The sequence below is a fragment of the Shewanella sp. HL-SH8 genome (genome assembly GCF_051165765.1).
Lineage (GTDB): Bacteria > Pseudomonadota > Gammaproteobacteria > Enterobacterales > Shewanellaceae > Shewanella > Shewanella glacialimarina.
Window position 1 is genome coordinate 3,314,286 of sequence record NZ_CP195039.1, and the last position, 24,094, is coordinate 3,338,379.

General features: G+C 41.3%; 21 protein-coding genes and 1 tRNA gene. 11 read left to right on the top strand and 11 right to left on the bottom strand.

Annotation, left to right across the window (positions count from 1 at the left end; all coding sequences use genetic code 11):
* The first annotated feature begins 4 nt into the window (after nucleotides 1–4).
* Entirely contained in the window at nucleotides 5–1,078 is a 1,074-nt protein-coding gene (locus tag ACRWQN_RS14570; protein ID WP_434938532.1) for a hypothetical protein, read from the top strand.
* A gap of 234 nt (nucleotides 1,079–1,312) precedes the next feature.
* Here ACRWQN_RS14570 and nhaC read toward each other — a convergent pair whose 3' ends face one another.
* Nucleotides 1,313–2,725, bottom strand: a complete 1,413-nt coding sequence (nhaC, locus tag ACRWQN_RS14575; protein WP_434938534.1) for a Na+/H+ antiporter NhaC — start codon at nucleotides 2,723–2,725, stop codon at nucleotides 1,313–1,315.
* A gap of 371 nt (nucleotides 2,726–3,096) precedes the next feature.
* On the opposite strand from nhaC, the gene ACRWQN_RS14580 reads away from it, so the two are divergent.
* Nucleotides 3,097–4,230 (top strand): ADP-ribosylglycohydrolase family protein, encoded by a 1,134-nt coding sequence (locus tag ACRWQN_RS14580; protein ID WP_434938536.1) that lies wholly within the window; start codon nucleotides 3,097–3,099, stop codon nucleotides 4,228–4,230.
* On the opposite strand, the gene ovoA is transcribed toward ACRWQN_RS14580, so the two are convergent.
* Both ovoA and ACRWQN_RS14590 read right to left on the bottom strand, forming a co-directional pair.
* Complete coding sequence (ovoA, locus tag ACRWQN_RS14585; protein WP_434938537.1) at nucleotides 4,202–6,364, bottom strand: 5-histidylcysteine sulfoxide synthase; 2,163 nt, start codon at nucleotides 6,362–6,364, stop codon at nucleotides 4,202–4,204. The two genes, ACRWQN_RS14580 and ovoA, sit on opposite strands and share 29 nt — an antisense overlap.
* Nucleotides 6,365–6,476: 112 nt before the next feature.
* Nucleotides 6,477–7,610 (bottom strand): MalY/PatB family protein, encoded by a 1,134-nt coding sequence (locus ACRWQN_RS14590; protein WP_434938538.1) that lies wholly within the window; start codon nucleotides 7,608–7,610, stop codon nucleotides 6,477–6,479.
* Nucleotides 7,611–7,854: 244 nt separating this feature from the next.
* On the opposite strand from ACRWQN_RS14590, the gene ACRWQN_RS14595 reads away from it, so the two are divergent.
* A protein-coding gene (locus ACRWQN_RS14595; protein WP_434938540.1) for an IS3 family transposase occupies nucleotides 7,855–9,032 on the top strand; the annotation gives its coding sequence in 2 pieces (ribosomal slippage) (nucleotides 7,855–8,113 and nucleotides 8,113–9,032; 1,179 coding nt in all).
* A 645-nt stretch (nucleotides 9,033–9,677) separates the two neighbouring features.
* On the opposite strand, the gene ACRWQN_RS14600 is transcribed toward ACRWQN_RS14595, so the two are convergent.
* The 3 genes from ACRWQN_RS14600 to ACRWQN_RS14610 form a co-directional block, all read right to left on the bottom strand.
* Entirely contained in the window at nucleotides 9,678–10,253 is a 576-nt protein-coding gene (locus tag ACRWQN_RS14600; RefSeq protein ID WP_434938542.1) for a hypothetical protein, read from the bottom strand.
* A 93-nt stretch (nucleotides 10,254–10,346) separates the two neighbouring features.
* Nucleotides 10,347–10,712, bottom strand: coding sequence for a hypothetical protein (locus ACRWQN_RS14605; protein ID WP_434938544.1), 366 nt, complete (start codon nucleotides 10,710–10,712; stop codon nucleotides 10,347–10,349).
* 60 nt (nucleotides 10,713–10,772) lie between these two features.
* Nucleotides 10,773–11,222, bottom strand: a complete 450-nt coding sequence (locus ACRWQN_RS14610) for a hypothetical protein (RefSeq protein ID WP_434938546.1) — start codon at nucleotides 11,220–11,222, stop codon at nucleotides 10,773–10,775.
* 520 nt (nucleotides 11,223–11,742) lie between these two features.
* Here ACRWQN_RS14610 and ACRWQN_RS14615 point away from each other — a divergent pair.
* From ACRWQN_RS14615 to ACRWQN_RS14640, 6 genes are all read left to right on the top strand, one after another.
* On the top strand, nucleotides 11,743–12,366 hold the full coding sequence (locus tag ACRWQN_RS14615; protein ID WP_434931021.1) for a recombinase family protein: 624 nt from the start codon (nucleotides 11,743–11,745) through the stop codon (nucleotides 12,364–12,366).
* A 170-nt stretch (nucleotides 12,367–12,536) separates the two neighbouring features.
* Nucleotides 12,537–12,857, top strand: a complete 321-nt coding sequence (locus ACRWQN_RS14620) for a hypothetical protein (protein ID WP_434938547.1) — start codon at nucleotides 12,537–12,539, stop codon at nucleotides 12,855–12,857.
* Nucleotides 12,851–13,186: a hypothetical protein gene (locus ACRWQN_RS14625; protein ID WP_434931023.1), complete on the top strand. Its 336-nt coding sequence runs from the start codon at nucleotides 12,851–12,853 to the stop codon at nucleotides 13,184–13,186. The genes ACRWQN_RS14620 and ACRWQN_RS14625 overlap by 7 nt, the downstream gene beginning before the upstream one ends.
* A 1-nt stretch (nucleotide 13,187) precedes the next feature.
* Complete coding sequence (locus ACRWQN_RS14630; RefSeq protein ID WP_434931024.1) at nucleotides 13,188–13,361, top strand: hypothetical protein; 174 nt, start codon at nucleotides 13,188–13,190, stop codon at nucleotides 13,359–13,361.
* Complete coding sequence (locus tag ACRWQN_RS14635; RefSeq protein WP_434938549.1) at nucleotides 13,333–13,869, top strand: helix-turn-helix domain-containing protein; 537 nt, start codon at nucleotides 13,333–13,335, stop codon at nucleotides 13,867–13,869. Before ACRWQN_RS14630 ends, ACRWQN_RS14635 begins: the two co-directional genes overlap by 29 nt.
* 68 nt (nucleotides 13,870–13,937) lie before the next feature.
* Nucleotides 13,938–15,200, top strand: a complete 1,263-nt coding sequence (locus ACRWQN_RS14640; protein WP_434938551.1) for a hypothetical protein — start codon at nucleotides 13,938–13,940, stop codon at nucleotides 15,198–15,200.
* 220 nt (nucleotides 15,201–15,420) lie between these two features.
* Here the strand turns inward: ACRWQN_RS14640 and ACRWQN_RS14645 are convergent, their stop codons facing one another.
* The gene (locus ACRWQN_RS14645; protein ID WP_434938553.1) at nucleotides 15,421–16,905 is read right to left on the bottom strand and encodes a tyrosine-type recombinase/integrase; all 1,485 of its coding nucleotides are present in this window, start codon (nucleotides 16,903–16,905) and stop codon (nucleotides 15,421–15,423) included.
* Between the two features lie 91 nt (nucleotides 16,906–16,996).
* Nucleotides 16,997–17,086: transfer RNA gene (locus tag ACRWQN_RS14650), tRNA-Ser, on the bottom strand.
* A gap of 243 nt (nucleotides 17,087–17,329) precedes the next feature.
* Between ACRWQN_RS14650 and ACRWQN_RS14655 the strand changes: the two genes are divergently transcribed.
* Nucleotides 17,330–19,087, top strand: a complete 1,758-nt coding sequence (locus ACRWQN_RS14655; RefSeq protein ID WP_434938555.1) for a S16 family serine protease — start codon at nucleotides 17,330–17,332, stop codon at nucleotides 19,085–19,087.
* Nucleotides 19,088–19,163: 76 nt separating this feature from the next.
* Nucleotides 19,164–19,679: a bifunctional 3-hydroxydecanoyl-ACP dehydratase/trans-2-decenoyl-ACP isomerase gene (gene fabA, locus ACRWQN_RS14660; RefSeq protein WP_434931477.1), complete on the top strand. Its 516-nt coding sequence runs from the start codon at nucleotides 19,164–19,166 to the stop codon at nucleotides 19,677–19,679.
* Between the two features lie 110 nt (nucleotides 19,680–19,789).
* Here fabA and rmf read toward each other — a convergent pair whose 3' ends face one another.
* The 3 genes from rmf to ACRWQN_RS14675 all read right to left on the bottom strand — a co-directional run bounded on the left by rmf (nucleotide 19,790) and on the right by ACRWQN_RS14675 (nucleotide 24,093).
* The gene (rmf, locus tag ACRWQN_RS14665; RefSeq protein WP_226414298.1) at nucleotides 19,790–19,966 is read right to left on the bottom strand and encodes a ribosome modulation factor; all 177 of its coding nucleotides are present in this window, start codon (nucleotides 19,964–19,966) and stop codon (nucleotides 19,790–19,792) included.
* Nucleotides 19,967–20,245: 279 nt separating this feature from the next.
* Entirely contained in the window at nucleotides 20,246–22,150 is a 1,905-nt protein-coding gene (locus ACRWQN_RS14670; protein WP_434938557.1) for a DUF3466 family protein, read from the bottom strand.
* A gap of 26 nt (nucleotides 22,151–22,176) precedes the next feature.
* Nucleotides 22,177–24,093, bottom strand: coding sequence for an ABC transporter ATP-binding protein (locus ACRWQN_RS14675; protein WP_434938559.1), 1,917 nt, complete (start codon nucleotides 24,091–24,093; stop codon nucleotides 22,177–22,179).
* Between the last annotated feature and the right edge of the window lies 1 nt (nucleotide 24,094).

The window sequence follows — 24,094 nt, forward strand, 5'->3', positions numbered from 1 at the left end:
CATTGTGAAGAAGTATAATAAAAAACTTGTCAGTGCTATTACCCTGCTAGTCGGTCTAGCAGGGTATTGGTATTTCACCTCTGAGCCAGCGACATTGCCAGCTCAGGCGTTGATTTCACTCCAAAAGGAGCCTTCTATTACTCAGCAGCCAGCTCAAACTTCGCAGGTAAAACCCAAGATAAAATATCAAGTAGAAACAATCCCTGAGTCTATTAGTGAGAGTTTCTCTTTGTTGGCAGATGCCTATGCTAATGAGCTAACGTTACCTTCTTATTCAATGCCATTAACTGCTGAAGATAGCCACTTACTTAACCCCAACAATTACCTGCCACAGCCCGTTATGTTAAAAGGCGGCGGCAGCGCTAGCATAGTGCTACCTCAATATCGTTTCAGCTACCCTGAGCCTGTAATAGTAAAACTTGTCGTAAACGGCATGGCAGTAACGGCTGTTAAGGTCTCACTTAAAAGCGAGCAAAGTACTGATACTAACTATGGTAATGACATACTTGCTAAAAAAGATATGCTCGGCGATGAAGGGGAATGGGCTGCACAGCTCGACGCGAAAGAAGAGTGGGATGGCCCAATAGAAGTGAGTGTAACGTTTAGCGCTAAAGGCAAAAAGCAAACAATATCAACAGGCATTGAATACAGTTATCCAGCAGCCACTATTACCGGAGTAGGTAACATTCTGGCAGAAGGCAGTGATATGGTTATCCCCATCAAACTAGACGTTGAACAAGCGGGCTATTATCGTTTACGGGCTAATTTACACAATGAAAACGGCCAACCAATAGCCTTACTCACCAGCTCAGAAAAACTCTCAGAAGGTGGTGCTGAAATGATGCTTAAAGCTTATAAAGGCGTGCTTGCAACACACTCAGGTCCCTTCAAAATAGCGACTTTTGTGTTAGAGCTTCGCCCTGGTGTGCCCGGGGAGTTAACGCGTTATGGTCATAGCGAGCAGCCTAGTTTTGATCTTGGCGATTTTGCTGTCGAACAACTGTCAGATGAGCCATGGCAACCCGATGAACAAGAACAGCAACGCTTAGAGTTTTTGCAGAAGATGGCCGGGGAATAAGGGGGTGCTTGATGTCACTATGAATTCCTCGACCTTGGAGCTAGTACTAAAGCTGAATTTATCGATTAGGTCAGAAAATCAGACACTCATATGTTCCCCCTATTCAAAAGGAATAATATTCCACATCGTCTACGAATATTAAACACCTCCGAGGTCGATTCAACTCAAGCATTGGCTTGAATTTTACCGTATTAACACTAAAAAACCGGAGGGTTTATATGATATCAATATCCTTTATGCCACATCAGGTTTCGTTTTCAGTTTGAGAAGACCAATGCCAAAGGCTGCCATTGCCACTGCTACAATGGCATTAAGGTAGTTGAAAAAAGCATAGGGCGCGTAGTCAAGTACATCTACCCCTAGTGTGGCAGTATAAAAGGCACCGGCCGTAGTCCACGGAATAAGGCCTGTGGTCATCGTAGCCCCTTCTTCAACTGAGCGCGAAAGAATGGCTGGCTCTAAATTTTGTTGCTCATATTTAGGCTTAAACAGTTGGCAACTTAGAATAATCGAAATATAGGCCTCGCCCATAGCAATGTTACCTAAAAAGCCCGACATAATCGTTGTCGCAATAAGGGTAGCGGTGCGCTGCACTCTTTTTATGATGCCAGCTAATAGTGCGGTGAGAAATCCCGCGCCGTGTAAAATTCCGCCTAGCGCGATAGCCATTAACGCCAGCAGTAAGGTCCAGCTCATGCTGCTAATGCCGCCGCGACCAAGCAAAGCATCTAAACTGGAGATACCCGTTGATTCCGGTGTATTTTCCCACAGCGCATTAAGCACAGAGATAGCACTTTCTTGCTGATAAAAAATCGCAATTAGCACGGCAAGTATAATGCTGCATGACATAGTCACTTCAGCGGGCACTTTTCTAATGCTCAGTACCGCGAGTAAAATCAGGGGTAATAAGGTAATCAGCGGCGTAAGGCTGTAATTGTTGGCGAGTGCTGTTTGAATTGAGGTGACCTCTGCCAAGTCTATATTTTGCTCACCATAGTTAAATCCGATCACTAAAAATATTAAAAAAGTGAGGATAAAAGTCGGCGTTGTAGTGAACAGCATGGCGTAAATGTGTCGATAAAGATCGGTGCCAGCACTCATAGCAGCAAGGTTTGTGGTATCTGAAATCGGCGACATTTTATCACCGAAGGTGGCACCGCAGACAATCATACCTGCGACTAAAGGCAGTGGAATATTCATGGCAGAGCCGATACCAATAAAAACCACACCTAAGGTGCCAACGGTACCCCAAGATGTTCCAGTTGCTAGCGACATCAAGGCGCACAGTAATAAACCAACAGCCAAAAACAAACTCGGACTCAACCAGCTAAGGCCATAATAAATAAGTGTGGAGATGGTGCCACTGTGCATAAAACTAGCAATCACCATACCGATCAATATAAATATATAGATGGCAGGCATGGCTCTGGTGAGGGCGTTAGTCATCAACTCACGTATCTGTATATAGCCGTAACCAAGACTAAAAGCGTTGAGTCCTACCCACAATAGGCACAGAAACATTAGTGTATGCAGGCTAATCCCTAGACCAAAAAGTCCACCCGCTATGGTGATGATAATCACGCTAAAACAGATGAGAGACTGCAAAAAACTAGGGCTACGGGGTAAGTTAGGCGTAATTACAGACATTGGCACACATTATGGTAACAATTGGGATGAAGCTGAGTATATCAGTACAAGTAATTGGGTAAACTATAAACAAGCAGGATATCAAAAATAAACCTTCCATCTTTTGTAGGTGGTCGTTTAGCACCAAAGAAAAAGCTGGCTAAAAAACTGTTGCGCTTGTCTGAGTGAAGATTATGGTTGTGAAGTAAATTTAGCCTATTGCCTTAAAAAAACATCTAGTCTGGTATAAATAACGTATCAAGGATGACCACATACGTTTTTAATCAATATTAACATGGTAAAAATTACCCATTCGTTATCGATTCGTAAGCTATTGTTGCGGTATATAATGTATTTGCGCGTGTTTTATTCCATGTAAAAGAGGCATTACCATGGATCACAACCCTTCTCAGCCACTTCGCGTTACCTGGGCACTTAAAACAAGCTTTATTGCTGATGCTTTGGCCATGCCGGTGCATTGGTATTATCAACCAATGGAAATAGAGCGTGCTTTTACGGGTGGTATTCAGCGCTTTGAAGCCGCACCTGAGTTTCACCCTTCATCTATTATGTCGTTGCACTCTAAACACAAAGGAGGGCGACAATCCAATGATAGGTCGTCTAAGGGCTATGCATCTAAAGATCAGCCGCCGCAAGTCATAGGCGATATAATATTAAAAGATAAGGCGCAGTTTTGGGACAGACCGAATGTGCATTATCATCAAGGCATGCAGGCGGGTGAAAACACCCTTAACGCACATTGCGCTCGTGTGCTGATGCGCACTCTGGCGAGTTCGCCACAACGCTACGATCGACAAGCATTTGTTAATGCCTACATTGACTTTATGACAATGACTCCCGCCACTCATCCCGATACTTATGCAGAGTCCTACCACAGAGGATTTTTTGCTAACTTGGCGCAGGGACGCAAGCCTGAAAATTGTGGGATGATAACTCACGACACCGCATCCATAGGTGCATTGGTAACCATAGCGCCATTGGTTTTTTCAGAACGACTTAAAGGCATAAGCGAAGACGAAATAAAGATTACCTGCCGAGCGCATCTGGCATTGACCCATCCTGATGAATCTTTAATGCAGGTATGTGATAGCTACGTGCAACTCTTGTGTGGTCTGTTGGATGGCCCGGATGAGGCCGGCGCTGAAGCACTTTTACTTGAAGCAAGTATAGGCCTAACCAGTACTAATTTAGCCAGTCTGTTAAAACGTAACATGCCCGACAATCAGGTCGTCGGCCAAGTGTTTTCAAGGGCATGTTATATTTCAGATTCTTGGCCTGTCGTCTTGTATCTGGCCTGTAAATACCAACATGATCCTTGGCAAGCACTGCGAGTGAATACTAACTTAGGCGGCGACAACGTACATCGCGGCATAGTGCTGGGAACCTTGCTTGGCTTGCAAAGCGATACTGTGGCCACCAGCTGGTTTGAACAACTGGTAGACCACAAATTGATTGCTGAGGAGATTGAGAAACTTATCAGCGTGGCAAGCGCTCCCAAACCGTAAGTTCAGACAAGGTATGCTGAAACTTGTGCTGAGTTTCACGGATCACAAACGGGACTTTTCGCGGCTCACCCACTAGCTTAAAGTGGCTTGATAGTTGCTCTTTCAAGCCATCTAATGTGCTGTAGTTTTCGCCATCTTTTTTGAAGCCCCCTATCCACTCTGCCTTGGGTGTATGTTCTTCCAGCCAAGTGTAAGGCGATGCAATAATCAGCAAGCCACCGTCATTGATACGCGCCGCGATATCGGCCAAAAAACGGCTCGGCTGATAGAGCCTATCAATTAAATTTGCCGCCAGTACTAAATCATAAGAAGTGAATTGGGGTTTGAGATTACAGGCGTCGCCTTGATGAAATGCTACGCGGTTTGAATAAGCTTGCAACCCTAGTTCTTGCAGGGTACGAGTATGATAGCTAACTAATTCGCCTTCTTCGGCACGGGCGTAACGCACTGCACCTTGCTGCGCCATTTGAGCCGCTAGACGGGTAAAGTTTGCTGAGAAATCAATACCGTCTACTTCATCAAACATACGGGCCAACTCAAAACTTGCTCGACCACACGCACAGCCTAAGTCAAGGGCTTTAACTGTGGGTTTACCCTTCATTGCCTCAAGTGCTATATCAGCTAAGGCCTTAGGGAAATTATCTACGCCATACCAGGTGTCACCAAAGTGAAACTCTGCGTATTCTGACAATAATTGATTACTTTCGTAGTAAGCCTTAGGAGAAGTCGCTTCAACACTAGAGGCAATATAGCGAAATCCTGCGTGCTGAAAGAAGTGACGCCTAAACGCATAACGTGCACTAAGGCGTGCTTCGTTACCACTTGAAATCCATGAGCCGCCTTTGATCAGATTGTGTTTACCATCAAAAGTTGGCGTGGTGAAATCATCATACAGTGGGTGTACTTTAAAGTTATCGAAGGGGTAAATAGGCGTTTCAGTCCATTGCCACACATTGCCCACCACATCAAACCAATGACCATGTTGATAGCGCGTTACCGGGCAACATGATGCAAAATGGTCAAGATGCAAGTTAGCATTGGCCTTACTATTACCCAGCTCTTCGACGCCCGCTTCTGCACACAAGCGATACCATTCGTCTTCCGTTGGCATGCGGATCAGTTGCCCAGTTTCTACTGTTTTCCATTCACAAAACGCTTTCGCTTCATGGTAGTTAACTTCAGCAGGCCAGTCCCAAGCCATATCAATTTCTTCCGTCATCAGGCGTAAACGCCAGCCATTATGCCAATGCCAAAATGCTGGGTGTTTCGCCTCAGTAAATTGTCGCCAAGCCAGGCCTTCATCGCTCCAGAAACTATTTTGCTCGTAACCACCGGCCTCAACAAACTCAAGAAACTCCTGATTGCTGACTAAATATTGGCTGGCTTTAAATTCAGCGACCTCTGCCTGATGTTGGCCATATTCGTTGTCCCAGCCATAGACATCACTATCAAAGGATTTGCCAAGATTAACAGAGCCGGCAGCGACGCTTGTCAATTTATTTTTTGGCGCCTGGCCAGTCTCTTTGCAAGCAGGCCATTGAGGTAATGACTGGATTTTGGCCAGTTCATGCTGGCGAATGAGTACCGACGACGTCTCAAGGTGAATACGCTCGTGCTCAATACCCATGACGATAGGCCACCAGGTATTTTCCCAATCAATGGGGAGCACAAGGTCCAAGGTATCAATTAATGTTAATACTGTGGCACGTACTTTAGCGCGGTAGTCTTTTACCGCAGCAACACTGGGCCAGTCATAACTGTCCTCGGACAAATCATCCCAGCTCATTTCATCAACACCCACAGCAAAAATTGACTCCATATGAGGATTTATCCTATTGGGGATCAGATTTGCTAATAGTAGCTTGTTGATGAAAAAAGTGGCCGTATGCCCAAGATAGAAAATAAGCGGGTGGCGCAAGGGGATAGGTTTTTGATAAAAACCAGCATCGTCGCGCAAACAATCAAACAGTTGCGAATAGGTATCGAAGGTATTAGTGAAGTAAAGCGCGATTTCTTTGCGCTTGTCATCCACACTGCCACTGCTGAGTTTAGGGGTTCTGCGCAATGCACCTGGTTCAACGAACGTTGCGGATCGTTTAGCCATTTCTTGAGCGTTTTGTATAGGTAAGGTCATCCTGAAACACGTTCCTTAAATTTTTATTCTATAGTCATACGATTAACTACTGGATAAAGGCTCAACTTTTTTACTTTATATTGATATTATCCGCAAAAAATTTTGCTTGTGGTTAAACAACTCCGCCCTGCAGTTTTTTAATTGCTTCGACTAAATAATCTCGTGAGCAACCGAAGTTCAATCGAAAATAGTCTTTATCACCAAAGTCTCTGCCCGCTGATGGACCAACACCTTTGGCTTCACACCAGGCTTGCGTATCGGTAACTTGCAAACCGCTAGCATCAACCCAGAGTAAAAAAGTCGCCGCGGGTGAGATAGCTTTTAAACCGTCAATTGTGTTGATCTCAGTGACTAAATAATCGCGATTTTCTATCAAATAAGCCAGCTGTTGTTGATGCCAGTCATCGCAATGCCTGAAGGCTGCATTAGTAGCGGTAAGCCCTGTGACGGTTACCGATGGTAACCTGCCGCGGGCAGCATGGTTGAAGGCTGCTCTTAATTTTTCGTTGGGGATAATAGCAAAAGACGTACCTAATCCCGCGATATTAAAGGTTTTACTCGCGGCCATCAATGTCACTGAATGCTCAGCTAACTCTGGGTGCGCACTGGCAGGCAAATGTGGCACGTCATCTAAAATTAAATCGCAGTGTATTTCATCCGAGCACAGCATGACGCCATGCTTTGTGCATATTGCTGCAATGGTGTCGAGTTCGGCTTGATTTAAGACTGTACCAAGCGGATTCATTGGATTACACATAATAAATAAGCTGGCTTTAGGATCCGCGGCAGCCGCTTCTAAGGCATTAAAGTCAAGTGTCCAGCGACCTTCCACTTCTATCGAGCCTATACAGGTTCGGTTGAGATGATTCAGTGCTGGTGCTGCCAATATGGGAGGATAATTGGGTGTTTGTACGATAATCGTATCCCCTGCTTGGCAATATGCTTGTATAGCCACATTAAAAGCCGGCACCACACCCGGAGTCCAGACTAACCAACTAGGATCAATCTTCCAGTTATACTGACGTTGGCACCACGCCACAACGGCCTCACAGGCATCGGTATCGTGAGCCGGTGAGGTATATCCGAACAGGCCATCATCAATTCGCTGATGTAAGGCAGACAAAATAGGCTCAGCACAGCGAAACTCAGTATCAGCGATCCACATAGGCAGTATATCGGTACCTTTATATTTTTCCCATTTATGGGCTTTTGACGATGTGCGGTCAGGTTTATCACTGAAGTTCATTGCGGGTCCTTTGAACGTTAATTTAGCAGTCTGCAGAAAACAGCCGATTTAGCTATGACTATTAACCTTTGGTTTAGGTTAAAACACAAGTCAAAATAACCCAAGAACTTGTTAATATTACATCCTTTTTTTGTCTGAGGGAGTACATAAAATAGTATTATAGTTAGCCGTGTAGTGGCATAGTTATTTTGGCCACCTAAATAGAGGTGATATTATTACCTCGTACATGACTTTAGGTGAACACATGAGATCGATAACCAGAAAAACATTTAGTGCTGAATTCAAACTTGAAGCAGCCCAATTAGTCCTAGATAAAAACCATAGCATCATCGAAGCTGCAAAGGCGATGAACGTGGGTAAATCAACCATGGACAAATGGGTGAGACAGTTAAAACTAGAACGCCAGGGTGGCACTCCCAAAGCCTCTCCCATTACCCCTGAACAAATTGAAATTCGTGAGTTGAAGAAACACATAGCACGTATTGAGGAGCATAATCTTATCCTAAAAAAGGCTACCGCTCTCTTGATGTCAGACTCGATGAACAATTTGCGCTAATCAGCCAACTCAAGCAGAGCCACTCTATTCTTACAATTTGTAATGCATTCAAAGTGCATCGAAGTAGCTATAAATATTGGCTAAAAAGAAAAGAGCATATTGATGCTGATTTTACAATTTTATGCAGTGAAGTGAAGACCGCGCATCGTATTAGTAATGGCTCTGCCGGTGCCCGAACGATAGCGCAATTAGTGACTAACAAAGGGATTAAACTTAGTCGTTATCGAGCTCGTAATCTCATGATAAAGCTTGGGTTAGTCAGTTGTCAGCAGCCTAAGCATGCTTATAGGAAAGCAACACAAGAACATGTAGCTATCCCTAATACGCTTAATCGACAGTTTGCTGTTACCCAACCAAATCAAGTGTGGTGTGGCGACGTGACGTATGTTTGGGTCGGTAATCGTTGGGCATATTTAGCGGTTGTTCTAGATTTATTTTCCCGCAAACCTGTGGGATGGGCTTTGTCATTATCGCCAGATAGCGAACTGACGTGCAAAGCCTTGAATATGGCGTTTGAGTTAAGGGGTAAACCTGAGAATGTGATTTATCACAGTGATCAGGGCTCGCATTATACTAGCTTGAAATTTAGGCAGTTATTATGGCGTCTTCAGATTGAGCAAAGTATGAGTCGTCGCGGGAATTGTTGGGATAACGCACCAATGGAGCGTTTCTTTAGAAGTTTGAAATCTGAATGGGTACCCGCTAGTGGCTATGGGAGTTTTACAGAAGCAGACAAAGCGATCACAAATTACATCACTGGATATTACAGTGAAACTAGACCCCATCAATATAATGGTGGGTTAACGCCAAATGAGTCAGAACGTTTATATTGGAATGACTCTAAAACCGTGGCCAATTTTACTTGACCACTACACCGTACCTCTATTTAAATGACAAAGTCAAAACAAGTCAGACATTAATACCCCAAAAAATTGCTGATTAGCATCAAATAGAACCCTTACATGCAGCTGTCAGACCCATTAGCCAAAGTCATTTCTGATATGAAAATTAGCTTAAACCATCACTCGCAGTGATGACACTCTTACATAAATCACTGCCAAGTTAATAAAGTCAAAAATGAAACAACCTTGGAATGTAGCGAATGGATAGCTTGCTTGTCACAAATCGGAACCCAGAGGTTTAAATTCCTATTTTTAGCCCAAATAAAAAAGCCTTATCTTTCGATAAGGCCTCTTCATTAGAATGTGGCGGAGGGATTGCTTGTAATAAAGAGGAACCTAGGGTTTAAAGTTTTATCTTTCGCCAAAACAAAAAAGCCTCATCATTTATGATGAGGCTTTCTCGTTGAATGTGGCGGAGGGATAGGGATTTGAACCCTCCCCCTATTTCTAAGACGCCTGTATACGCGGGTTGTACGAGTTTTGAATTAGTTGGTTGTTACACCAAACTGTTGTTTTTTTATCGTCAGAAGAATGATGTTAGTCTCAGGTGTTCGGGCTTGTTCAACACTTGGGATAAGGACGCGGCTTCGCGCGGCCTATCCTTATTAGTTATACACCGCTTTCGCAATACTTTGAGATAAAAGATTCAATCATTGCGTCAAATGATTTAAACGCTGGATTGTGTGGGTGAGTTCGACCTTTAAACACATTTTTATCGCTTATATATACTGATAGTGATTCTTTAAACTTAATGCAGCCATTTACATAATCATTATCTGTTCCGTAGGCATTACCCATAGAGAACAAAGCCTTTGAAACACCCCAATAATCTCCGTCTGCTTCAAATGCTTCTGCGGCTAATTCAAAGTGCTTAATTGATTTTGATGCTGTAGGATCATATTCATTGTGTTTCACATAAAAGTCTTTGTGTTCACGGTAACTTCTATTTTTATAAAACAAACCTAGAAAGGTATGAGCTTCAGCCATACCATAAATATTATTTGATTTTTCAAGATCAGCGAGCGCCTCTAATCCAAGTTTTTCGGCAGCTAACCCTCTGCCCTGAGTTCCCATTAGTTGATATGCGTAATTAAGTTTAGTCATAGGATCACTTGTATATGGAACACCTGCCGCAGCACAGCCGAGTAAAAACAAAGTGATTAGTGAAATAATGGTTAGCTTCATGCCAAACTTTCCTTAGGTGTATAACGCCGCCAGCAGCGGCCGAGTGAAACGAGGTCCAGCCCCAACTTGTTGGGGCGTTGCTGACTGGCCTTGTTATATGGCAAACTCTTCATTTGGCTCTTCCAATTGCTCAACTTCATCTAAACCGCAAATTCCATTGCCGCCAGTTAAATAACGCAGACCCAAGTAGACTTGTTCCCCAGCTTGTTCTGCCTGAATTACAACTGCTGGCGTTCTCTCTCCAGTTTCTTCATCAATCTGAATAACACATGTTGGCAACATGGCATTCAGTGCAAAACTTCCTTCGGGGATGTAAAAAACCGCAACACCATTTTTCACATCATCTTCGGTCGCAACTCTACCAGACAAGTGCGGCAAGCTTTCCCAATCATTTGGATCGAACGATTCCCACATAATCACCTTGCCATATAACGCTTTGCTAATGGGCTGCCGCAGCAAAGCGTAGGCAGTCCCGTGGAGGCCACGCTTTTTGTGGCCGGAACGAAATTAAGCAACTTGTTATATTTCACTTAATAAACCATTGTTTATAAAATACTTTTCAATTTTAACCAAGTCGCCAAACGTATAAAATGTTGAGCGTATTTTTTGATTTTCGCAACTATATCTAGCGCCAATGCTTAAAGCCAAACCTTCCGTTTTTGCAGCGATAATATGACTTGAGTAATGCTCGATTGACTCTGACATATTTGAAAGGAAATTATGAGCAATGAACTGGCCATCCTTCTCAATAGTTAGTTCGATATCAGAAACACTACAGTTATTGATATCAAGTTTAGGCACGCCAAAACGTAGATTGATCGATTGCTCACGATTTTCTTTAATACCCATCTGAGTAATAAGTACACCAAAGCCCTTTAATTCAGATAGAGCAATTTCTTTAACATCCGACTGAGCAATACTCTGAAATGAGACAACAAGCAGTAAAAGCCCTACTAGCAATTTACGCACAAATCCTCCGTGAAATATAACAGCTTATTGAACGGCTCGCCCGATAATGTCGGCTGTTCAAGTTATTGATTTAAATCATCCTACATTCTCTATGTCTTTGATGTAAAGTGATAAAACACTCTCAACCTCCCAAAACAAACCGAGGTTGCACGTTAATGTCGTTCAAAAAACAAGCGGTGAAATTTATTTGTAATATTATCAATCAATTATACTTTTCGAAATAAATCCATATTACGACTTTAGGCTTACTTCATGAGCCTTTGGCATGCTTCATGAAAATAGTTGATTTTAATTAAGTGAAATCTATTTAAACCTGTAGAAAAAATCAGTCCATTCGGTTAAGCACAATCTAACCAGTAAATAATGGTCTTTATCGAAAAGCCTACTCAATACTTCAAGTAAATATTTCTCAACAAACAAAGTCAGCATGTATACTTCGATGAATACACTTGGTAGAATGTAGGAATGCGGCCTAGAGAGCCAAATGAATACACCTATTAATCATTGAATGAGATACCACATGCTGAATACACCTTACCTAACCATTCGCGCATATTTAAGAGCATCGACTAAAGAGCAAGATAGCTCTCGAGCTAAGCCGGAGTTAATTTCATTCGCTACAGCAAAGGGCGTAAAGATTACGACCTTCTATCAAGAAAACGTATCAGGTAACACCCCAGACCGGCCAGAGCTTGATAGGTTGATAGATGAGGCTAGTGACGGTGACATTCTACTTATTGAGAAAATGGACAGGCTTAGCCGGTTACCTTGGGAAATATGGCAAACGCTCAAAGCCAAGATTGCCAGTAAAGGGATCATTATCGTAATCGCTGATCAACCACAAACTCATACAGCATTATCAAACAATGATGAACACTCGGGGTTTATTCAAAAAGCTCTTACAAACTTCATGATCGACTTAGCTGCCGGTATGGCAAGGGATGATTATGAGACAAGAAGAACGCGACAAGCCCAAGGTATTGCGAAGGCCAAAGCAGAGGGCAAAACGTGGGGCGGTCAAAACAAGGACATTAAGCTACACGAAGCAATTTTAACTCATTTACAAACGATGAGTATCCGTAAGACAGCCGAAGAACTTGGTTGTTCAGTATCGACTGTGCAAAGGGTTAAAAAGAGCCAATAACACTAAAAAATAAATTACCCCATTTTTCCTATTATTTACAGCGTTATAAACCTCCAAGCAAAGTTTTGTCGACATAATATGTCGCCAAGACTTTTTTTTACAGTTAAAATACATGAAGTAAGCTACTGAAAGCAGTGAAGAAACTTATACGTAGGTGGGGGAAATATATAATGTTCAACGTTTTAGATAGAACAGAAATGATTGATGAACTAGCCAATCAGGGTATGCCAAGGCATGTCGCAGAACAATACTGTGATGTATCGCTGTTCAAGATACTAAAAGGTGAAACTCAGACGGCTAAAGCTAGGCCATTATCAGCGCTATACACTGCCAACAAAGAAATGCAGGAAGCATTAGCTAAAAAAAGAAAACAACAAATCCATAGCTATGCTCATCTAGGAGGTATACATCGTATGGCTGCAGCCTTTGAAATTGCAGATACCTCAAACCAAGCTAATGCCAATCCAGTTCAGGAAACCGAATCATGTTAGAACGTATGTATTTTTGCTCAAAGCTAGTGGATACCGCTATGCAAGCAGTTGAAGCTGGTGACTCTCAGTCTGCAAAGGCTAATCTACAGGCACTAAAGAACATATTAGACAATATGAACACAGGTGATGAGGGGGTCAATAAAGTTATCAAGAAAATTGCAGCAGCCACAGGCGTAGATGACTTGAAGACGCTAGAAAACTTAATACTGGTTGGCTGCAACATTGCGGCTCGAGGGCATGGAACATCACAAGCAACCTATGCCGCTCACATAGAAAGAGAAGCCAGTATGGCTAAGTTAGTAACATTACCAATGCTAGGGATTAGATAATATGACCATGCAAATCAGAGTGCCTAAAAGCCTTGAGCCAACAATTGAGGGCATCGCCCGTGAATCAGGTCTAAAGTACTGCCATGTAGTCCAATACCTACTCGTTGAGGGACTCGAAACGCTAAAGCAAAGAGCTAGAGTGATGGATGATCCAAGCGGTGATGCTATTGGGTAACAGAGTCTTGCCAAACGTTCAGGCTGAGATTATTGCGATGATTGCAGCGGGTTATACGCTCGCTGCAGTATCGAAGCACTTTGATCTGAGTTACCACACAGTCAGGACTATACAGAAGAGAGTTGGTGTTAAAGCTGGTTCGATGAAACAAGAACTAATAACCAAATACCAAAACGCTCTTAAAATATCACTATCAAATGATGCGATAAGAGGACAAGCCTCATCACTCCTTATGGATGATTTAGCGTTAGCATCAAAGCTCAGAGATAAGCTTCATTGTCTTCTAGACGAGCTACCAGATAAGCCCACAGATACAAAACAAGCTGTTCAAGTAGCAAGAGCATTAACCGGAATAGCTTCAAGCTTAAAGCTGTCTAATGACACATTGAGAGCTAGCTTTAAATTTGGTGATAAACCAGATGTGAATGAGGACATACCGGAGCTGATAGTAAGGGAAATGCTAGAGATTGAAGTCTTAGAAGTGAGAGCCGCTAAAGTAGGATCTTAAGGCAAAAAAAAGCACCTCATGCGAGAGGCGCTACTAAACATGTAACAGTGCAAAAAGAGTATACCAAATTGGCTAAAATTGGTCTAGAAATGCCATCAGAAATGGCACAAAAAACAGCAATAAAAAAAGGCGCAAAAAAGACGATTTTTAAAAGTGATTTTTTTACTGATAACCCCCCCGCATGCCCAGTGCTCTGTAAGGCTATAGAGTATTCAAATGCGGCCGGAATGAACGGTCAACCAGTATATGCTTTTAATGGGGATATAAAGCCCTTATTTACTGACTCTAAGAAAGGAGTAAAAAAGCATAGAGAATTACAACAACCACTCTATGAAAAAGTAGTTGTAAAAAAATGGTTTTCAAGAGATTTGGCCACAGCCTCGTTAGTACAGCAAGACATAGCCAAAATCAAAGAGCATGAAGCAACGAAAGTAACTTATGCAGTCAGTTTGTCAGGCAAGGTTAAAATACGAATTGATAGCAGCTCATATCATGCCGACGCGTATGAAAAGGTCTTAAAAGAACATAAATTGAATGAACCGACGGTTATGGTTTGTAAACAGCCATACCCAGTAAAAGTGGGAGAAGAACTGTTTGAGGCATTGTCAGTAGAAGAGCATAGCGAATTACAAATATATCTATATGAAAAAGTGGTAGCAAACAGATGGTTTTCAAGAGATTTAGAAACAGCTTTTTTAGCTCTGCAAGACATAGCTCAAATTAAAGAAAATCAAGCCACGATAGTATTCGGTACAGTCAATTTTTCACTCAAGACTAGAATCAAAATTAACAGTACCTCAGATCTTGCTTATGCGTATGGAAAGCTCCTAAGAGAACGTAACTGGCATGAACCTACAATTATTGTGCTTGAGAGCGGCTCTAAAGGCTCTAAAACAATCACTCACGCGCATATCATTACAATCGTAAGGGAAACGCCTGAATCGGACTTAAAGCGCCTTAAATCGCTTTTAAAGAGAGATAACTCTACAAGCTCAAACGCTGTATTAGTCAGTCCTAATTATCTCTTTAAACAACCATACACGGAACTGATAGAGCTAGAAGAAGAGCAATTTGGGACATTACCCACGGAAGAAGGGTTAGAGCATCCACATTGGTTAAGCTCATGGCGCGAACCAGACAGTAATGAGGTAAAAAGACGTGTACCTGTAAACATTGCTTGCTGTGATTACTTGTCAAAAGAGTTAAGCACTAAGCAAGCTGCTAAAAGGTATGGTTTTATTAACTTTGGAAACCTACGCGGAATGAAAATAAGAGAACGAATACAAGCAACAAGAGAGTTCAAGCAGAAGTACAAGTCCACTAGCAAATAATAAAAAATAAAACCACTTCATAAACGAGGCGTCCGGCTTCATACGGAACGCCTCAATCACTTAAAAAACAAAACCAGTTTATATTTGATGCCCTAACGAGCCTCTAGAAAGCAATAGTCCTAGAAGAAAACGACCTACCGGTATCGGAACGTTTGAAAGTTTTAGATGTATTTTTTGAAAATTCACACCAAATATAAACCAAGTGTTTGCGAACATAATTTTAATTGCCACTAACATAGGCAAAAGGAAGAACATTTGTTAGTTCAGACTCGAAATTAATACCATCTTCAAGAACCTCTTTTACCCTATCCATTTTATAGTTTGAATGAGTATATTGCCTTTCACCGAATGTCTCAGGAGCATGACCAAAGATCTCATTAACAACATCTTTTGATACTTCACTGAGCTTATATTCATCACGAACCGTATGCCTGAAACTATATGCAGTCGGTCTATTTTTGCTCTCAAGCCCTATTCTATCTAGTACTTTAGCGAATCGTCGAGTAAATGCTTTAGACCAATCCTCATCTTTTTGATCCGGCTTACAATTAAATATTTGCCTTTGCCCGTCTGCCATTCGTTGTTGGATATACTGAATAAAACCAAGTTTGATAAGTGTGCTATGAATTGGAACCACTCTCTCAGAGTAATCTGTTTTTAAACGTTTTTTGTTATCTTCGTAATCAGATTCACCTGTAATCATTAGGCAATGAATACCATCAACCACAACATAATCATTTGTTTCGAGTTGACAGATTTCAGCGGGTCTAGCACCTGTATGCAAAATAACTATTGGGATCCAAAAATCTTCAATATACTTAAATTTATGTGATGTGAAGCATTCTGTATTGAACAATGTAGTCATTTGCTCAGAAGTCCATCTGAACCGTTTGTTAGACTTTTCGCTTTTCGCTGGTTTAACCCTTTCGTCAGCAAAAAGATTCTTAGTTACGTAATTCATTTTATACGCGAACTGAAACATTTGACGGCAAGCCGTTATGTATTCATTTATTGTTTTGCTTCCAATCCGGCCTTTAAATGAAGCTTTATACTGTTGAACCATCTCATAGTTAATATTACTAATAAGAGTTTCCCCACCCAAAAATTCAACTAACGATAATGATCTAGATAATTTCTGTTGAATTGATTTAGGCCGTATAGAATCAAGCTTACTAATTTGGCTAAATGCTTCATGTAATTTGGCTAAAGTAACTGTTAAGGCAGGCTTATTTGAAGAATCCACAGACTGACTTAATTGCTTCACTAATTCAAGTTTAGCATCTACTTCAACAAGTTGTTTCTCAGAAATGGCGCGTTGTTGTTGTGACTCTGCTCTGGCAGCATCTAAATTTGTCTGTAAGTCTTTAACCAAGGACTCACTCGCCCACTTTTGCCTCATAACATCCCTAAACATCTCATCTTTTCTAATTTCACGCTCTTCATTACGAATTTGTTCTTTCAAAACAGATCGTTTCTCAATTATTTTCCGCTGTAAAGCATCTGACAGAGGTGCCAATTCATATTCTCCAATTAACGTTTTTACATACAATGCAACATCAAGGTTTAGCAAAATTGCTAACTTTCTATTTTTTGTATGCAACGAGAAACGAACTTCTGGAGGGAAGCCTAATTTTTTTAGGTTTAATGGGTATGGTATTCGGCAATAGTAATTGCCATTTCGATTTTTATGCAGATAAGTCGCCATTGGTACACCTTGTTGGTACACCAGCGAATACTTCTATAACGAAAAAAGCCGCAACCATTTGATTACTCAATGATTGCGACTTCTTAGAATGTGGCGGAGGGATAGGGATTTGAACCCTAGAACGGGATAAACCGTTGCCGGTTTTCAAGACCGGTGCATTCGACCACTCTGCCATCCCTCCGAACGAGCTGAATAATATAAGTATCTCTGGTGCTTGTAAACTATAAACTTTAAAAAAAAATCTAAATGTTTACCATTTGACCACTATGATGTGTTTTTATGCAAAAATGGATAAAACCGCCCTACTTGGGCTTACATCCCTTTATAACAGTTAACTTGCTAGACGATTCATTTAAAGACTTTACAGCGCTTTATGCTACTATTTGAGTCATTATTTTCCAGTATATCGTCCACTTATTAATTTATGAATCTAACATTGCTTCCTAGTGCCAAACTGGCACCACAATTTCATGTACCTAAAGAGGTACCAAGTACTTTTTATCCAAGTCACTTATTGCTGGGTCAGGATAGAGTTGTTGATAGCTTTAAATTAATGAATAAAGTGAGCGGGCAAAATCTGTTTCTAGCTGATTTCCCAGGTGTGGACCGTGTCGATTTTATTGAAGCATTATGTACACAGGCTGATACTCCTGCGGATCAATACCTGGTTGCAACAAAATCAACAGAAGATCTCCAGCCGGTTAAATTTAAATGGCAGCCGCAGCGTCCCCCTGAAAATGTTGGCACAATCGCTAAACAACAATCATTGTTTTGTTATTTACAAGGTCCTATAAGACGTAATGACCTTATTGGGAAAATGCAAAAGACCGATAAAAATAGCCAATATAAAGCAGGGGCATTAGCATCTAATCATTTTGTGTTTATTTGTTTGCAGTCAATTTGGAAACGAGAAGGTCTATGGGAGTTGTTGTTACAAATTCTCTCTGATGGAGAGTATCGTATTAATCAAGATTTAGCCCCTATTCCATTAAACTGCAAGATTATACTAGTGGGCTCGGGTATCTCTTTTAGTCACTTACAAAGTGAGGACAGATTATTTAGTCAGCATTTTCCAATATTAGCTGAAATCAGTTATGAGTTAGATTTAACCAAACATTCAGAAACGCAATATGTGCAGTGGTTAGCGACATTAGCCAATAAACAAGGTGTAGTACTAGAAACATCAAGCATATTACCGTTACTTTGGTACAGTTCTAGACTCATTGAGCATCAACAAAGATTAAGTCTGAACATGATAGGCATGCGATCTTTAATGCTTCAAGCTAAGGCTTTTATTCCTAGCCTGACAAGTAACAAACAGGGTAATGGTATTAACAGTAATGCTGTGGCTAAAGCTTTACAGCAACTCAAATTTCGTCACAATAGTTCAGAAATTTATTCAGCCCAAAGTTTTGATGATAACTTTATTAACCTCCCTACCGAAGGGGCTATGGTTGGGCAAATCAATGCATTAACGGTTATCGATACGAGCGACTACTCATATGGAGAACCTGCCCGTATTACGGCATCAGTTCACTATGGTGATGGAGAAATTGCGGATATTGAAAGAAAATCTGAGCTTGGAGGCAATATTCATACAAAAGGCATGATGATCCTTTCGTCCTGTTTGTATCGCATATTTGGCCGTGATGCGCCGCTTCATTTAAATGCCAATATTGTATTTGAACAATCTTATCAAGAAATTGATGGTGACAGTGCTTCATTAGCTGAGTACTGCTGCTTAATGTCTGCCATTGCAGAACACCCGATTTTACAATCTTTAGCTGTCACTGGTGCATTAGACCAATTTGGTAATGTACAAGCTATCGGCGGCGTGAATGAGAAAATTGAAGGTTTCTTTAATTTATGTTCTCGCCGAGGTTTAACAGGTGAGCAAGGTGTGATTATTCCTAAAGCGAATATTTTGCAGTTAAACCTTGAACCAGAGGTAATAGCTGCAATTGCCGAGGAAAAGTTTCATATTTACGCCATTGAGCACATGGATCAAGCTGTTGAATTATTGATGACGATCCCTGCCGGTGTAGCAAATGAAGATAATGATTTTCCACCAGAAACCTTATACGGCATGGTACAACAACGACTCGATCGTCTTGCAGGGCACGGAGACGAGGTCGAACTTAACTTTTTTGCAAAAATATTAGCAAAATTAGGCATTATTTAGTGATCGGAGTTGTTTAGCTTACACGTGTTCGCTATCTTGTCTGCATCAAAAAGTCATTCTAGTGGTATTGAGAAAAATGGAAAGAGCAAACAGTTTTACCAAGGAACAACTAATCGCATGTGGTCACGGCAATTTACTCGGTCCTAATCGTCCACGTTTACCTGTAGACAACATGTTAATGATGGATCGCATTGTCACTATTAATGATAATGGCGGTGAATTTGGTAAAGGCGAGATCGTTGCTGAACTCGATATCAATCCAGACTTATGGTTTTTTGATTGCCATTTTATCACTGACCCTGTTATGCCAGGTTGCTTAGGCTTAGATGCTATGTGGCAATTGGTTGGATTTTACTTGGGCTGGGAAGGCGCTGATGGTAAAGGCCGTGCATTAGGCGTCGGTGAAGTTAAATTTACAGGACAAGTTTTACCCGATTCAAAAAAAGTGACCTACAGACTTAATATTAAACGCACTATTCATCGCAAACTGGTTATGGGTATTGCAGATGCCACATTAGAAGTGGATGGTCGTCAAATCTATTCAGCGAAAGATTTAAAAGTGGGTGTATTTAGCGACACTTCTACTTTCTAACTCAATTAGAATTGAATATTAATGATCTCAACAAGTCTAATTACCTGACTATGTTAATGCCCTCAAAGTGAGGGCATTTTTTGGTCTATATAATCCACAAATGATTCAGATCATTTATTAAACAGCCCATTCAACCTGCCATCAATGCCCTCACGCCAACCGCCAAGCCATTGCGACCGAGGGTCTAAACCAGCATAGGGACACAATTCCTTAGAGCGTCCTCCTATCCCTGCTTGAAACCCTTTTGAAAAAGCCCTATCTAAACGATCTCTTTTTTGTCTTTTCATGTAAGCGTCCTCGTTTGTGATTAAACTGACTCGCTATACTTAAAACCCGTTGTATTAAACAAGCCAGACAAATAGAAATAGCTCGTTTTTCAAACAAGATCAACACAAAAAATCATCAATTAGAGTGAAGGTCAATTAACATATTGAGAATAAAAATAAAAAAAAATCGAGAATATTTTCTCGATTTTTTATGTTTCATAGTCTACTCAATAACAGTATCAGCACATAGCGTAAATCAGCGTTTAACTGAGTTCAACAAGCTGCTAGAGTGATTAACGCTTACTTAGCTAATTTGACTTTGCGTCGTCTTAACCATAATAGTGGCAGCGCAAATAACCATGACAAACTTGCAGCACCTTGACGCACATAAGGTTTTTCTTCTGGTACATCAGTGTAACTACACGCTTCACCGCTAGTCGGTTTTAACACCACCATACGAGGAAGATAAGATGTAACCGGATTACCATTCCCGTCTAGCGCAAAATAAGGTAGGCCGTTTTCTTCATTGATGATTAAGTTACCCAGAAGATCAAATTGATACTGTGGTTTTCGAATAAATGCGGTACCCACAATAGTACCATCTTCATTGATACTATTAGCTTCAACGACATAAAATTCTGAATCGTACGTTAACTCTTCTCCTGTGCCATCTTGAATAGTGATTTTCTTACGAGCCCACGAATCACCAGAAGCTTCATAACCTTTTGATTCACAGACCAAAAGGTTGTTAATGTTTAAAAACTCTTTATCTGCGTGATTATATAAAAAACCCGCTTTTGGCCTAGGTTTTTCTTTATCGTAAGTCACTTCAATTTGACCCACTACTTGACCTTTATTATTAATGTCTTTCGCTTTGCTACTAAGATCTGAAAGTCCGATATTAAAATCATCAGGAGTGACGGGTAACTCTGTTGTATTATTGGTGTCAAAAATGAAAAACTTACTACGTAGATAGCCGCCAATGTACTTTTGGTAACTACCAACCATTAAACCATCATCATTTATATCATATGACATTGAGGCTAAAATATCGTTATCTTTAAAATCAACCCAATTATATTGATACACACCATTTGCATCTTTTTTCCAAAAAGCGGCATCCTGCCGTAAATTATTAGTATCCCCATTGCGATAAACATGGGAGCGTCCAACAACATCTGCTTGACTATTAATACCTAGCCCTTGGGCAGTAAATACCAAAGTTGAATCGCCTGGAGTTAACCCCAAAGGTAATTCAGTGACTAAAGGCTTACCTTCAGCATCAATAGTATTTAAATCCCACACAAGGGCACGGGTTTGATATTGAATGTTACGGCGGTTATTGACAGGGTATTGATCTGCTTGAACACAGACATCGATCGGTGCAGGGTTATCCACATCAGGATTATAATTATCAATACAAAGGTTGACTCGGTCTTTACTGAATGAAGCCAGCTCAGTGCTGCCGTAACCCGTTGCAATATTACTTTCATTTACAGCTGACGCCGATGACCAACCGCCTAACTCAACCGTCGCGGCAGGTTTATCACCGCTAGCTTCACGCGTAAAGGTGGTATATGGCGGAATTAAAGGCAGTTCAATTGCAGGACTTTCATTCGATTGAACCGCTACACCACGCAGTTCAAAATCACGAATATACCAATATTCTTGGTCTTCTATGGTACCTTCATAAGGTATTTTTTGTTCTGGCGCACTATAAGCACCGACTTTAATACCGCTGCTATTCATGCCGTAAAAATAGCTATCCACTGAATTGACGACTTGCTCGCCTTCCGCATCTAACGTGTCGGGAGCAGTCGTACCTGCGATGCTAAAAAAAGCAGGTTTCCATGCTTCAGCAGCATTTGCAGCAGCAGTAAAGGTAAAGTTATTTGCTTCAATTGGTGTATAAATTGAATAAGTAATTTGTTCGGCTGGTGCTATACCATCTTCAACATCTATGATGCCGCCTTCAATGTCTTCAGTGCTGAGCTTCTTTTTCCCCTTAGAAATACCGACTAATTCATCGTTATTATCAACACCTAACGCATAACCTGAACGAGTGCCTGTGAGCGTACCGCGTAAATCGTAAGTCACTTCATCTAGGTTATCAATCTCATATACAGGTGCTGCTTGCGCACTGCCAATAACACTTAATACACTGATAGCAACCAATGATAAGGCTCTGTCTAACTTTAACTTCATGTAAACTATTCCTGTTTTATTATTCTTTATTTTAATGATTCAAGCTCTTCCCAACGCTCAAAACATTTTTCTAAATTCTGTTCGGTTGTCGCTAATAGCTGTAATGCATTATTAACCGTATCTTGAGGCTGATTATAAAAGTCAGCATTGTTCGTCGTTGCTTGTAAAGATGCAATTTTTTGCTCTAACTGTTCCATCTTAGCGGGCAACTCATCCAGTTCACGTTGCATCTTATAAGATAGCTTTTTTGCAGGCTTTTCAGCAGCCTTAACTGGAGCCACTTCTTTAACCGCTGGAGCTTGGACAACGATTTCTGCCGCAGGTTCCTCAGAATAAAATTTTGCACCTTGGGATACCGCATCTTGGTAACCGCCAACATACTCACTCCAATGGCCATTTCCAGTAAACCACCAGCTACTTGTCACAGTGTTATCGATAAATGCTCTATCGTGGCTGACGATTAATAAGGTACCTTCGAAATCAGTTAGTAGTGACTCTAACAACTCTAAGGTCTCAATATCAAGATCGTTTGTTGGTTCATCGAGGATAATTAAGTTTGCTGGACGTAGGAGTAAGCGAGCAAGCAATAACCGGTTTTTCTCTCCGCCAGATAAAGCTTTAACCGGCGTTCTTGCACGCATAGGCGAGAACAAGAAATCCTGTAAGTAGCTTAAAATATGACGATCTTGTCCATTTACTGTTACTGTACTTTTACCTTCACCGACGTTTTCTTCAACGGTTTTTTCAGGATCAAGCGCTTCACGGTACTGATCAAAGTAAGCCACTTCTAACTTGGTGCCGACTTTAATTTCACCAGATTGCGGTTGCAGTTGATCAATTAACAATTTAATTAGCGTTGATTTGCCGCACCCATTAGGGCCGATTAAGGCAATACGGTCACCACGCATGACAGTTGAGCTGAAGTTTTTAACTAAATTTTTCTCAGGAATGTTGTAATCAACATTAAGAATATCAAACACCAACTTACCTGAGCGTTGACCATCTGACACGGCCATTTTGGCATTGCCTTGACGATTTAAGCGCTCTCCCCGCTCTCGGCGTAATGCTTCAAGTGATCTCACTCGTCCTTCATTACGGGTACGACGTGCTTTAACACCTTGTCTTATCCAGACTTCTTCTTCTGCCAGTTTTTTATCAAATTGAGCATTTTTCTCTGCTTCAACTCTTAACCATTCAATCTTGCCATCAAGATAAGTTTGATAGTTACCAGGCCAAGATGTCACCACACCTCGATCTAAATCGACAATACGAGTCGCCATACGTTGAATAAAACCACGGTCATGGCTGACAAACACAATAGCGCCTTTAAAACTCATTAAGAACTGCTCAAGCCATTCGATAGTATCGATATCTAAATGGTTTGTTGGTTCATCAAGTAACAATAAATCTGGCTCGCTAACTAACGCACGCGCTAACGCGACTTTACGTTGCCAACCACCTGACAATTCAGATAATGGCTTATCCGCATCTAGGCGAAGTAGTTCACAGGTTTGCATGATGCGAGAATCTAATTGCCAACCGTTATTATGATCAAGAATGTCCTGAAGAGGCTGCATTTCCTTTAGCATACGATCCATTTCGTCAGGCGATGCATCGGCGATGTCGTGAGACAATTGATGATACTTCTCTAATGCTTCACCAACTTCCTGTAAACCTGCGGCAATATAAGCATAAACAGTGCCTGTTTCTGCTTTAGGAGGGTCTTGCTGTAAGCGACTGACATTAACATTATTAGTGATGTTAAATTCGCCATCGCCGAGTAATACATCACCCGACAAAATTTTCATTAAACTCGATTTTCCAGCACCATTACGGCCAACAATACACACCCGTTCTCCGGGTTCAATGGTAAAATCGGCATTTTGCAATAATGGCGTGTAACCATAGGCTAATGAGCCATTACTAATTCGAACAAGACTCACA